A 12,065-nucleotide genomic window follows, 5' to 3' on the forward strand; every position below is an offset into this window, starting at 1 on the left:
GCCGGGCGGACAGTCAACGCCATTAGTCGCCCTCGGTCGATGTGCCACTCTTGTTACCTATCAGCACATTAAATATCGTTAACACTCGTGTTAATAAACGCACCGATACCATAATTTTATTATTAAAAACAGCAGCTTAAAATACACTCCGGTGCACTCTCGTCCTGCAATGTTACTTTATTACCCAAAAATTACGAATTAGTAACCCCAATATCCCGCACAGCCCCTTATACTGTGGCCAACAGCACCCCGGATCGCCCGAGGGCGCACACAATCCGAGACCTACCGAGGTAACACCATGAAATTCTTGAAACTTGCCGCTGCCCTAGCACTCATCGCCGCATCCGCCACTGCGCTGGCGGCACGCCCTACCAGCATCGTTTTTAACGCCAATGCCGCTGACAGCGAAGGCAACGCCTACGCCAAGTACACCGTGAAGTGCTCCAACGGCAAAAAGGCCGAGTTGACTGCATGGAATAACCGCAAGAAGTGGTGCGTCGGCGACGCGTCGAGCGACATCTGCGAAAAGAAACAGATCAAAGCTGCCAAAGGCGCATGCAAGGCGCGCTAGCACCGCACCATTCCGAGGCGCGGCGGCGCCTCGGCCACTCCACCCCGCTACCCCATATCGCCTTTGCCGGTCCTTCACCCGGACCGATAGACCGTTTGATCCGGCGCGCTTCGCCCTCTCCCCTCAATCCAGATAGCGCGCTCTCAACCGCTCGATATCCTCCCAACCCACGCCCAGGGCATCTTCCAGGTATGCCTCAACATTGGGATAGTTGCGCTCGATAACCTCTAGTGCGCGGGAGAGATAGTCCTCGTGGACCTCTAGCATAGGCAGCACCGATGCGGCATCCATCTGTTCCATCTGATACTTCTGACGCAGTCGATCCACCTCTTTCTGAGGGTGAAAATAACGCCGGGTGAGCATGTAGTCCTGCATCACTTGCTCCTGTGACACCCCCAATGCCAGCAAAATAATGGCCGCCGCAAACCCGGTGCGGTCTTTCCCTGCAGCGCAATGCACGAGAATGCGCGCATCCTCGATGTCGAGAAGCTCGCGAAACATGCGCCCATAGGTCTCAGTCTGCTGTTCGGCAAAATCGCGGTTGATCTCCACCATAAAATCAAACATGGCCCGAGGATCACCCGTGCCAGTGTAATCTGCCTCCTCGAAAAACCGCGCGTTGCTGCCCGGGATAATGGGCAGGCTGGCGATTCTTGGCGGATTCTGCGGCGGGAGGCGACTGGGATCACCCGCCTGCTCCTCCACCCTGCGGAAATCGCAGACAAGGTCTATTTCGAGATTGGCCAGCAAGGCGAGGTCCTGGTCACTGAGACTGGACAACTGCCCGGAGCGGAACAAGTAGCCCCATTTTACCCGCCGTCCGTCGGCAGCGGCATAGCCACCGAAATCGCGAAAGTTTGGCGTGCCCTGCATGCCCAGTTTGCGCTCGGAGGCCAGTACCTGATTACCGTACTCATCCGACACTCGGAAATAGTGCCTGGAAGAGGGGTCCAGACCAGAAAATGATACCCGACATGCACTATAATGGTAGTTGGCACTTACTTCGGTAGAGGGCTCCAGCAATTCGACCACAACCCGGGTATCCGGATCACTGGCCTGCCACTCGACGTGGTGCTGACCATCGGCTTCACGCCATATATGCACGGCATTGGTATTCAACATGGGCTCAGGTTACCGCAGAGTTTAAAGTAGCGACAGGTTTACCCGCCAGACGGGGGGGCGCTGAGGGCAATGTCCCCCTTGTATTCGAACACTGCTCGCAGCAGCGTTTTGATCAGGTTCAACTGGTTATCCAGCGCCTCATCACTAAAGGGATCCTGTCCTAGCAAATCCCGGTACATGGGCGCCATAGTCACATAAGACATCACCAGATTGTTGAACGCCATTACCGCCCAAGGCTGCAGTCCCGAGCTTTCGATGAGCGTATTCTCCGCCCCCTCTATTTGAGTCGCCGGGCGGAACATCGGGCTGAACAACTGGTCAATCAATGCGTTGGTGTGGGGGCCACCCGACAGCGCTGCATGCTGCAACAGGCGCGCCAGATTTGGGTTGGCGTGGTGCTGCCTCACAATCGTCTCCAGCCAGTGGAATACCCGTTCACGAGTCACCGGGCCACTGTCCAGCTCGGACAACGGTACGGAAAATTCTGTCAGCAAACGCTCCAGGACCGCCTCGTACAGGGCTTCCTTGTTTTTGAAGTGGTTATAAAGGCTTGGGGACCGGATACCTACCCGATCGGCCACATCGCCCAGCGAGGTAGCGCTGTAACCCTTCTCCGCAAAGAGATCTTCCGCCGCATCGAGTATGCGCTGCGCTGTGCTCGGCGCCGGAGTGGCCGCTGCCGCCTGATTATCCATAAAAATACGTTACCTTCAAAAAACGGCCGTAATTGACTAACAATCGTTAGTATAACGCAGCACGCGGCAGAGGAGCCAGCAACGGGGCAGTTGACAAGTATCAGGTCAATGTGAATAATCGCGCCTCCTGACTTTTCGACCCTGTAGAGGTAGTGTTCCGTGGCAAATTCACCCCAAGCGAGAAAACGCGCCAGACAATCAGAAAAACGCCGCGCGCACAACGCCAGCCTGCGCTCCGTCGTTCGCACTGTGATCAAAAAAGTACAGACCGCCGTGCAGAGCGGTGACACGGAAGCCGCCAAGGGGGCTTACTCCGAGGCTGTTCCCGTCATCGACCGCATGGCAGACAAGGGCATCATTCACAAAAACAAGGCCGCAAGGCACAAGAGTCGCCTTAACGCGCAAGTGAAAGCACTGTCCGCCTGACACCAACTGCCAGACACAAAAAAGCCGGCAAATGCCGGCTTTTTTTTGTGCTTCAGGGCCGTATTCAACGGCAACCTGATTGGCGAGCGCGCAGTCTAAGCCGCACTACTCGTCTTGGCCGCCTCGGCCTCCTCGTGCTTGCGGGCAAACTCTTCCAACATGCTCTGCTCATGAGACTGTGCCTCAGCCGTATCCAGGGGCCGCTCAAGGGAAGACCAGTCGATGTCACCGTCGGTCGAGAGGTTTTCGTATTCCAGTATGCCCAGCTCTTCAAACTTTGGACGTATGCCGTCGGTTAATAATCCGATACGGTTCAGGTTAGGTATCACACGCTGGAATAACAAATTGCGGAAAGTGGACATGACAAAGCCGTCCAGCACTTTCTTGCGTGCCTCTTCCACATCCCAGCCGAAATGCCGGAATACGTCGGTGGCGATCAGCCGCTCGCGACTGATGGCGCACGCCTCATAGGCGAACTGAGCACGCTCCTCGCGCTCTTCATCCGTCAGGGTGGTCAAAAACTCTTCGAGATAATTAACGCCAAACGTGACGTGGCGTGCCTCATCCCGTGTCACGAGGTAGACGATATCCTTGAGAATCGGGTCGGTTGTGGTTTCACGGGCGGTCGCAAAGGCCGACAGCGCCAACCCTTCGATCACGATTTGCATGCCGATAAACTTCATGTCCCAGCGCTCATCGGTCAATATTTTGTCGATAATGCTTTTTAGGTGCGTGTTGATCGGGTACATCAGCCCTATGCGCTTTTGCAGATACTTATTGAACACTTCGACGTGGCGAGCCTCGTCAAAAGTCTGCGAGGCCGCGTAAAGCTTGGCGTTGAAAGTGGGTGCGCAGGAGCATAGCTGTGACGCTACCAACAGGGCGCCCTGCTCACCGTGCAGGAATTGGGACAGGCTCCAGGCGTTCATGTGCAACCAGAATTCCTTTCGCGTGGCCTCGTCCATTGCGAGATACGGTTCGTAGTCGCTGAGGTTCATCAGCTCCGCGCCATCTTCCTCATTTGGCCAGGGGCGGTTCCAATCGATGTCCATCTCCGGGTCCCAGTTGAGCTGCTTGCCCAGATCGTAGAGTTTCTTGATGCGATCATCCTGAAGGGTGTAATCCCAATTATAGGAGCCGGTCAGGGGGGTCTTAAAAATCTCCGCTACGTGGTCCACATCGGCCGCTGTCAGCACTTCTTCCAGATCCGGGTTATCACGCGGGTAATCCGCGCCGGCAAACGTTTGGATCATACGTGGGGTCTTGTCGGTCCAGTCAATCTGCATGGTGTCACTCCGTTAAGTGGTCTATTGACCCACTATGCGCGATGCAGACTCAAACGGGCAGGGTAAAGTCTTGTCAACTTACAGTCATTTGTGGCCAAATAGGGCCATGTCCAATACCAGCACACCGGCCCAGTACGCGCTCATCCTGATCGACATGCTTGAGGGAGAAGGCTGCTCCCGTGACAACCTCCTGGCTGGCACATCCCTCGCACTGGCCGGCATCGACAGCATGGGCGCCAGAGTTGATGACCAGGACTTCTGGACCTTGGTCACCAACGCACGCACGCTCACCGGCGACCCGACCCTGGGGCTCAAACTGGGCCTGCGATTGCACCTGAGCGCGCACGCAGTGCTGGGGCAGGCCTTCATGACTTGCCGCGACCTCGGACAAGTCATGGGGCTATTGCTCAAGTACTATCACCTACTGGCCTCCAATCTCGAAATGGAATTTAGTGAGGAGGGAGACACATGCATACTCAGCATTCTCACCACCCCGGGCGAGACCGAGTCAGACTTCACATTTGGTTTTGAACTACTCTACGGCGCCTTTATCAATACACTGCGGGGCATGCTCAATGATCCAGAACTGGCAGTTCGGATGGAACTGCCCTACCCGGCACCTGCGCACTCTGCGCGTTATCACGAAGTCCTCGGCGATGACATACACTTCGACGCGCTGCAGGGGCGGATCCTGTTCCATCGAGACTGGCTGGATACTCCGCTACCCTTGTCAAATCCTCCGCTACGCCAACTCTATGAGGCGGAGTGCGCGCGCCTGCTGGCAGATCTGGAGGGGGAAGATTCCGTCGCGGAGCAGACTCTTCGGCTATTGCGCAAGCTGGAGGGTCAGTATCCGCAAATGCCGCAAATAGCGGGTATGCTGAATGTCAGTCCACGCACTTACCGTCGCCGGTTGGATGAGGAGGAGCAATCATTCCAGAAACTGCTGGATCAGGTTCGCGCAGAGCATGCGACGCACTACCTGCAAAATACGCGACTCCCATTGGCCAATGTCGCTTACCTGGTAGGGTTTAGTGATTCCTCCAACTTCCGCAGGGCGTACCGCAAGTGGACCGGCAAGGCGCCCCGTGAAGTGCGCCAGGGCTGAGCGGCACTAATGGCTTCAGTCGACAAGGCCCTGCGGATTTATCTGGGTCGCAAAGCGGCAGCGCTAATCGATGAGCGGGGCTGGTCGCCTGACCTGTTCAACCTGCTATTGGGCGCGTCTGGCGGCGCCAAGTGGCTGATTCTGAGCCAGCTGGACCGGGTCCTGTTCGGCGATTTCCTGCAGGGCGGCACCGGCTCCCTCAGCACCCTCGGCTCTTCTATTGGCGCATGGCGACACACTTGCCTGGCCATGCCCGACCCGGTCGCCGCCATTGAACGAATGGAAGAAGCGTACCTCGATCAACGCTACAGTGCGAAACCGGATACGCGAGAAGTCAGCAAGGTCAGCCTGGGTATTCTGGAACATACCTTGGGCAGGGATGGAGCAGAGCACCTGCTGCAGCACCCCCGTGTTCAAACCCACATTGTCACCGCACGGGGACGCGGAGCTGCCGGGTCATCGTCCCATACACTGCTGGCCACAGCCATGGGCAGCGCGGCACTGAGTAATGCCGTCAGCCGTCGCTTGCTCAAACTGCATTTCCAGCGCGTGATGTTTCACACAGGCGCGGCGCCCGCTGCACAAATGCGATTACAGGATTTCGATACGCGATGTGTACGCCTAGAGGAGCAGAACCTGCGCCGAGCGATTCATGCCAGCGGGTCTATTCCATTCGTACTGAATGGTGAACGCGATATTCCCGGGGGGCCGGCCGGGCAGTACTGGGATGGAGGCATCATCGACTACCATTTCAATCCGGAGCAACTTGATACAGATGGGCTGGTGCTTTACCCGCACTTTAGCGAGCAACTCTTTCCGGGCTGGTTTGACAAGTTTCTGCCTTGGCGCCAGGCGGCGAATCACCGCTACGAGCAACTGGTATTGCTGTGTCCAAGCGCCGCATTTATCGACGCCCTTCCGCACGGCAAAATTCCCGACCGCTCGGACTTCAAAAACTTCGGCTTTCCGGAACGCCTGGCCTACTGGAAGGAATGCATTGCACGCGGTGAACAACTGGCCCAGGAATTCGCGGAGCTGATTTCTGGAAACGATCCTCTTGCGGGGGCCGTGGTATTCAAATAATCAGGCAAAGAGCTGTCCCTTGGACAAGCGATAACTGCTACCACAGCACTCCCGAGACATCATGTCCGTGATGATTGATGCGTCCTCACTGAAGCACACCGTGCGCCGGCCGTCGGGAAGATCAAACACCGCAACAGCGCGCCACGGCTCCATCCCCTGATAAAGCACAGTGTAGCCCGCGACAGTTGCGCTCCCCTCGAAGTCCGACACCAGTTCCCGCAGGGGTGTCACCGCATGCACCTCGTCAGTGACATCCGCGAAGGCCCAACCGGCTATCGGGGGCTGCATCGACCACAGCGCACAGGCTTGCTTCGTAAGCAACCCGCTGACGGTCGTCACGAGGCCTGTCTCGCCCGGGTTATCGCGCAGCAACTGCGCGATTTTTGCGGTGGCCTGGAAGACGAAATTATTGAGCGGGCCACCACCGAAGGTCATACCGCCGGTCACACTGTCGTCGCCCCTGTCATGCAGGCTCATCTCCTCACGCTGCACACGCACGGCAAACGGGAAACAGGAATAAAGTTCTCGCAGACGCACATCATTAAAATCCACACCCGCCAGCTGCATGGCTTTTCTGCCCGCGATCCGAAAACCCTCACTGCCTCCCAGGTCGCCACGCGTGGCAATGACCGACATGAAGTTGGACTCTGTCGACACCACAGGGAACACCCACTGACTCCGCGCTATACCCAGTTCGTCGGCCACCGCTGCGGAGCACAGGATTAAACCCGCCGCCTGGTCCACTGTCCACTGACTGTTGTGCAGCTTCGTGTAAGGAAACGCAAGCATTCGATTTTTCGGGGAGTGCGCCCGAATAAACTCTGCAGAAAACGGCTCACCTACCCAACCCTCGGGATTGGCTGCAGCGATTTCACTGAAGCGCGCGTACTGGGCTGCCATACGGTCACGGTGTTCATCCACACTCAAACCCTGCTTGAAGCGCAGGGCACTGTCCATAATTGCGTAATATCCAACCGGCATGCCAAGGCCAGCGTTGGACTCCACTTCGGACATCAACTCCGCACCCGGACGCAGGGTAATATCGGGCTCGACATCATCGTCCTCCTGCACCATGCCCACTTCATCACCCGCACGCGCGGCACACTGCTCGCGATAACGCGCCTCGCCGCCGGCAACCAGCATGACCTGAGCTTCTCCTGCCAAAATGCGCTGGCAGGCACGGTTGATCAGGCCCTGCTGCAAGATACCGAAATCTGCTAACAACGTTGTCGCCGATTGCGCACCGAGCCGATCCGCGAGAATTCGGGCTGGATCCCGGTACCCCCACAAACTGTTGGGCACAAGAATTTCATCGGCTCTCGCCAACAACGCATCCGCACCCGCGTCCGCAGCAGCATCACGTAAGGCCTGCTCCATGAGTGCCACCGGCTCCCGGGCCTCACGATAATCTTCCAGCTTTTGTTGCACAGCACCGACACCCACCAGCACCGGCGTGTTAGGGGCGCAATCAGCCACGGATAAACTCGCCTGCATACCAATTCAGCATGGCAATTTTTTCATCCAGTGGTTTGTCTTCCTCGAACTCATAGACATTGCGAAAGCCAATAATGACATCTGTTACGCCGATGCTTTCGAGTTGCGCAATACCCTCTTTCGAAAACGCATTCGCGCCCGTAGTGAATACGCGGAAAGGTCGATCGAGCGTACCGTATTCCTCCCGCAACTGGCTGATGCGGGCAATATACGCGTGCAGTTGATCAAGATCAGCCCCTGCGCACATCCAGCCATCGCCCACCCGAGCCGCACGCTTCAATGCCGGCTCCGCGTGCCCACCGATCAATAACGGTGTAGGCTTTGTCGGCACCGGATTCATCTTGTTAGCGGGCATCTCATGTATTTCGCCGGAGTAGCCAAAGTACTCCCCAGTTTCCAGCCCGCGCAGGATATCTATCTGCTCATCCAGGCGCTTGCCCCGTTTCTCCCAGGCCACGTCGCAGACTGCAAAATCCTCCTCCCAGGGACTGATACCGATACCGAAGTCAAAGCGATTACCGAACAATGACTGGATACCCTGCACCTGTTTTGCCACCACGGGTGCCTGGCGGACCGCCAGTTTGTAGACAAAGGTCGCGAAACGGATCTCCCTGGTCACTGCCGCCATCGCTGTGACCGCGATCAGGCTTTCGACAAAGGGAACACTTTCCAGAAACTCGCGACTACCGTCTTTGTTGTAGGGATATTTGGAGCTGGCTTCCTCGGGATAACAAATACTATCGGGTATGGTGATTCCATCGAACCCTGCCTCCTCGGCCGCAATCGCCAGGGGCAGGTAGTGGTTGGGCTCGCACATCCCGACTTGGTAACTGAATTTCATGTTGACGGTTCTCCGATAGGAAGATCGCTGAGGATCGAACCGCACTGTAACGACAATCTAGCGCGATATCGCTGAAAATCGAAATTTTCCCGCCACTGGCTTCAAATAATGAACTGCGGGAATCGCGCCGTCAGGGCAACCACAGGTCGAGATGGGGTGGCTGCCGGATTTTTCGTACGCGACCCTCGCTCTTCAAGCCGTCTCTGCGAGACCGCCGGGTGACGCCCCCGGATCGGTGGATAGCGTCGGGTTGCCAATTTTCACCCGCGCCAGCCGGTACCCGCGCAGCCAACTCCTCACGATGAAAAATCCAGTCTGTTAAGCGCCGCGTTTCCAGCATTTTTCACTGCCTCGTTGATCCAGCTAGACCTGTGTGCGATTCACCCTGCAACAGACGAATCCACAAATGATGATACGCCACCCCACCGAATTCGGTTCATGGACCCCTCCCGCAGCGCCCGCCCCAACCCCGCCCGGCTGACACGATCACGGTAAAACAAAGCGCTGTAACTGCCGCGCCGTTAGTCTAAACTGGCCCGTGAGCTCGCCACGGGCACGGCCAGGCGCTGCCGGTGAACTCGATCCTGACAGGGGAAACGACTACCTTGCAGCGGCTGTAGGCCCCGCAAGCACATAATTAGGCAGACTTCCTCAAACACACGTTCCGATGGTTTGTTCAGCCTGTTAACAAACGGGGGGGCCAGCATCAGGGCGCTCGTGTCGCCCTTGCACGGGCAGGCATAATTTGCGATGCAGCCTCTGTGTGCCGCAAGCGGCGACTGGCGCGGCTTGCCGCTTGAGGCACCTCCCGCCCACCCTAATCACCTGTATTTTTGACGGTAACAGCCATGACAGACATCCTTCGCGACTATTCCCAGCGATTCCTCTTCGAGGAAGCCGATATCCGCGGCGAAAAAGTGCTGCTGGATAAAGCCTACTGGGACACACTCGCCATCCACCAGTACGCGCCGGGCGTTGCCCGGCTAATGGGGGAGTTTCTCGCCGCAGCTGTGCTGTTGAGCAACAACCTTAAATTCGAGGGGCGCCTGACCTTGCAGGCTCGCTCTGACGGACAACTGCCCCTGCTGATGGCCGAGAGCAACCACCAGCTGCATGTCCGCGGCATCGCCCGCGGCTCGGAGCAGGCCACCGCCAACAGCAACGAGGAACTGCTCAGTAACGGGCAACTGGCCATTACCGTCGAACCGCTGAAAGGACAGCGTTATCAGGGAATTGTGGCGCTACAAGAAGGCTCAGTGGCGCACAATCTCGACGCCTATTTTCGCCAGTCAGAACAACTGGGAAGTCGCATCTGGCTCGCTGCGGACGGGGAACGGGCCGGCGGCATGCTCCTGCAGCAATTACCGGCTCAGCTCGTCCCCGAACCCGGCCAACGACTGGATCAATGGGAGCATGTCTTGACACTTACCGACACCCTGCGGGATGAGGAGATACTGACATTGGACTCAGCCACACTGCTCGGGCTCCTCTATCCGGAGGAGCCGGTGCGTCTATTCGATGCAGACGAGGTGCGATTCCAGTGCTCCTGCAGCCGCAAACGCACCCACGGTGCCCTCTCGACCCTGCATCCAGCGGAACTCAATGAGATGTTGCAGGAGATGGGCCGCATCACGATGGATTGCGAATTCTGCAATACCCAATATCACTTCGAGCGCACGGATCTGGCTGAGGTTTTGGGGGTAGATGAGGCCAAAACATTGCATTGAGGGGGTAGGGCGCGGGGTATTCGCCGGTTTTATGCCCGATATATTTTTCTTGGCGGGGCGATTCTGACATAATTACGCCCCCTTGAGACTCAGGCACGTCGTCGCGCAAAAGGCCCCGCGGGCTGGCGCACTATTATCACAGGAAAATCCATGACCGCAGATATTCAGTCCACCCAGGAATACGTCGATCAGGCGCCCTCGAAACTGATCGAAGAATCTCTAAACCGTGGCGAAGGCGTGTTATCCGATACCGGCGCGCTGCTGGTGACCACCGGCCAACGCACCGGGCGCTCTCCCGCCGACCGCTTTGTGGTCAAGGAGCCCAGCACCGAAGACAGCATCGACTGGGGCGGCGTGAACAGACCCTTCGACGCCGACACGTTCGACGCCATCTGGGACAGGGTGGAATCTTATCTTGGCGCACGAGACCGTTTCGTATCTCATCTTCACGTCGGGGAACACATCGACCATTACTTGCCGGTCAAGGTAACCACCGAGACCGCCTGGCAGGGGTTGTTCGGTCGCAACATGTTTATCCGCCCTGAAACCTACAATAGCGCCCGCAAGCCGGAGTGGAATATTCTCAATGTTGCCAGCTTCGAGTGCGACCCGGACAGGGACGCCACTAATTCAGATGGCGTAGTTATTATCAATTTCGCACAGCGCAAGGTTCTGCTTGCAGGGATGCGCTACGCGGGCGAAATGAAGAAAGCCATGTTCTCCGTGCAGAACTTCCTGCTGCCGGAGAAGGATGTTATGCCCATGCACTGCAGTGCCAACGTGGGTGAAGCCGGCGACACCACTCTTTTCTTCGGCCTCTCCGGCACGGGTAAAACGACCCTCTCTGCCGACCAGTCTCGCTACCTGATCGGTGACGACGAGCACGGTTGGGCCAAGGGCTCCGTATTCAATCTCGAGGGCGGCTGCTATGCCAAAACGATTGATCTGAGCCAGAAAAATGAGCCGGTTATCTGGGACGCCATCCGCTTCGGCGCGATCATCGAGAATGTGGTCGTCGACGAGGCCCGCCACGCTGACTACTGTGACACCAGCCTTACCGAGAACGGCCGTTGCTGCTATCCACTGGAGCACGTGGAAAAGCGCACCGAAAGTAACTCCGGTGGCGAGCCTAAATGCGTCATATTCCTGACTTGTGATGTCTCAGGTGTTCTGCCTCCGGTGTCCATACTGTCCAAGGAAGCCGCCGCATTCCACTTCCTCAGCGGCTACACTGCGCGCGTTGGCTCTACAGAACTGGGCGCGGAGGCCGGCATACATCCGACTTTCTCCACCTGCTTCGGAGCGCCGTTTATGCCGCGCCCGGCGGGTGACTATGCAGAACTATTGATGAAGCGCATCGAGGATTTTGACAGTCAGGTCTACCTCGTGAACACCGGTTGGACAGGTGGCTCCGGCGCTCCAGGGGGGGGCGGCTCACGCTTCCCCATCCCCGTGACCCGTGCCGTGGTCAATGCCTGCCAGAGTGGCGAGCTATTGAACGCCGATACCGAGCATCTGGAGGTGCTCAACCTGAACTTCCCGCAAGCGATTCCCGGGGTGGACGCCCAGTACGTAGATCCACGATCAGGGTGGGGCTCAGCCGAAGCCTACGACGAGCAGGCTCGCAAACTCGCTGCCCTTTTTGAGCAGAACATCACCAAGTTTGAGGTTTCTGACGACATCGTCGCGGCCGGCCCAAAATCCGTCTGATC

Annotated in this window: 12 protein-coding genes; 6 read left to right on the top strand and 6 right to left on the bottom strand. The window is 57.4% G+C overall.

Annotated features, from left to right (window positions below; genetic code table 11):
• The first annotated feature begins 298 nt into the window (after positions 1–298).
• Positions 299–571 carry a hypothetical protein gene (locus EYC82_RS10800; protein WP_279249541.1) on the top strand — a complete coding sequence of 91 codons (273 nt, stop codon included), beginning with the start codon at positions 299–301 and terminating at the stop codon, positions 569–571.
• Positions 572–694: 123 nt separating this feature from the next.
• Here the strand turns inward: EYC82_RS10800 and EYC82_RS10805 are convergent, their stop codons facing one another.
• Entirely contained in the window at positions 695–1,693 is a 999-nt protein-coding gene (locus tag EYC82_RS10805; RefSeq protein ID WP_279249542.1) for a tyrosine-protein phosphatase, read from the bottom strand.
• Positions 1,694–1,731: 38 nt separating this feature from the next.
• Positions 1,732–2,388, bottom strand: a complete 657-nt coding sequence (locus EYC82_RS10810; RefSeq protein WP_279249543.1) for a TetR/AcrR family transcriptional regulator — start codon at positions 2,386–2,388, stop codon at positions 1,732–1,734.
• A gap of 159 nt (positions 2,389–2,547) precedes the next feature.
• Between EYC82_RS10810 and rpsT the strand changes: the two genes are divergently transcribed.
• Positions 2,548–2,814, top strand: a complete 267-nt coding sequence (gene rpsT / locus EYC82_RS10815) for a 30S ribosomal protein S20 (RefSeq protein ID WP_279249544.1) — start codon at positions 2,548–2,550, stop codon at positions 2,812–2,814.
• A gap of 95 nt (positions 2,815–2,909) precedes the next feature.
• Here the strand turns inward: rpsT and EYC82_RS10820 are convergent, their stop codons facing one another.
• Positions 2,910–4,100 (bottom strand): ferritin-like domain-containing protein, encoded by a 1,191-nt coding sequence (locus EYC82_RS10820; RefSeq protein ID WP_279249545.1) that lies wholly within the window; start codon positions 4,098–4,100, stop codon positions 2,910–2,912.
• A gap of 106 nt (positions 4,101–4,206) precedes the next feature.
• Here EYC82_RS10820 and EYC82_RS10825 point away from each other — a divergent pair, with 106 nt between their 5' ends.
• On the top strand, positions 4,207–5,208 hold the full coding sequence (locus EYC82_RS10825) for an AraC family transcriptional regulator (RefSeq protein WP_279249546.1): 1,002 nt from the start codon (positions 4,207–4,209) through the stop codon (positions 5,206–5,208).
• 9 nt (positions 5,209–5,217) lie between these two features.
• Positions 5,218–6,291, top strand: a complete 1,074-nt coding sequence (locus EYC82_RS10830; protein WP_279249547.1) for a patatin-like phospholipase family protein — start codon at positions 5,218–5,220, stop codon at positions 6,289–6,291.
• Here the strand turns inward: EYC82_RS10830 and EYC82_RS10835 are convergent, their stop codons facing one another.
• From EYC82_RS10835 to EYC82_RS10845, 3 genes are all read right to left on the bottom strand, one after another.
• Complete coding sequence (locus EYC82_RS10835; protein WP_279249548.1) at positions 6,292–7,767, bottom strand: hypothetical protein; 1,476 nt, start codon at positions 7,765–7,767, stop codon at positions 6,292–6,294.
• Complete coding sequence (locus EYC82_RS10840; protein ID WP_279249549.1) at positions 7,760–8,626, bottom strand: LLM class flavin-dependent oxidoreductase; 867 nt, start codon at positions 8,624–8,626, stop codon at positions 7,760–7,762. The genes EYC82_RS10835 and EYC82_RS10840 overlap by 8 nt, the downstream gene beginning before the upstream one ends.
• A gap of 130 nt (positions 8,627–8,756) precedes the next feature.
• Positions 8,757–8,966: a hypothetical protein gene (locus EYC82_RS10845; protein ID WP_279249550.1), complete on the bottom strand. Its 210-nt coding sequence runs from the start codon at positions 8,964–8,966 to the stop codon at positions 8,757–8,759.
• 508 nt (positions 8,967–9,474) lie between these two features.
• Here EYC82_RS10845 and hslO point away from each other — a divergent pair.
• Both hslO and EYC82_RS10855 read left to right on the top strand, forming a co-directional pair.
• Positions 9,475–10,353: an Hsp33 family molecular chaperone HslO gene (gene hslO / locus EYC82_RS10850; protein ID WP_279249551.1), complete on the top strand. Its 879-nt coding sequence runs from the start codon at positions 9,475–9,477 to the stop codon at positions 10,351–10,353.
• 150 nt (positions 10,354–10,503) lie between these two features.
• Positions 10,504–12,063, top strand: a complete 1,560-nt coding sequence (locus EYC82_RS10855) for a phosphoenolpyruvate carboxykinase (RefSeq protein WP_279249552.1) — start codon at positions 10,504–10,506, stop codon at positions 12,061–12,063.
• The last annotated feature ends 2 nt before the right edge of the window (positions 12,064–12,065 follow it).

This window comes from Candidatus Marimicrobium litorale (assembly GCF_026262645.1).
GTDB lineage: Bacteria > Pseudomonadota > Gammaproteobacteria > Pseudomonadales > Halieaceae > Marimicrobium > Marimicrobium litorale.

What these genes read in the sequence shown, in the direction of transcription:
- EYC82_RS10800 (WP_279249541.1), top strand. Translation starts at nt 299, where the DNA reads ATGAAATTCTTGAAACTTGCCGCTGCCCTAGCACTCATCGCCGCATCC.
- EYC82_RS10805 (WP_279249542.1), bottom strand. Translation starts at nt 1,693, where the DNA reads ATGTTGAATACCAATGCCGTGCATATATGGCGTGAAGCCGATGGTCAG.
- EYC82_RS10810 (WP_279249543.1), bottom strand. Translation starts at nt 2,388, where the DNA reads ATGGATAATCAGGCGGCAGCGGCCACTCCGGCGCCGAGCACAGCGCAG.
- EYC82_RS10820 (WP_279249545.1), bottom strand. Translation starts at nt 4,100, where the DNA reads ATGCAGATTGACTGGACCGACAAGACCCCACGTATGATCCAAACGTTT.
- EYC82_RS10825 (WP_279249546.1), top strand. Translation starts at nt 4,207, where the DNA reads ATGTCCAATACCAGCACACCGGCCCAGTACGCGCTCATCCTGATCGAC.
- EYC82_RS10830 (WP_279249547.1), top strand. Translation starts at nt 5,218, where the DNA reads ATGGCTTCAGTCGACAAGGCCCTGCGGATTTATCTGGGTCGCAAAGCG.
- EYC82_RS10840 (WP_279249549.1), bottom strand. Translation starts at nt 8,626, where the DNA reads ATGAAATTCAGTTACCAAGTCGGGATGTGCGAGCCCAACCACTACCTG.
- EYC82_RS10845 (WP_279249550.1), bottom strand. Translation starts at nt 8,966, where the DNA reads ATGCTGGAAACGCGGCGCTTAACAGACTGGATTTTTCATCGTGAGGAG.
- hslO (WP_279249551.1), top strand. Translation starts at nt 9,475, where the DNA reads ATGACAGACATCCTTCGCGACTATTCCCAGCGATTCCTCTTCGAGGAA.
- EYC82_RS10855 (WP_279249552.1), top strand. Translation starts at nt 10,504, where the DNA reads ATGACCGCAGATATTCAGTCCACCCAGGAATACGTCGATCAGGCGCCC.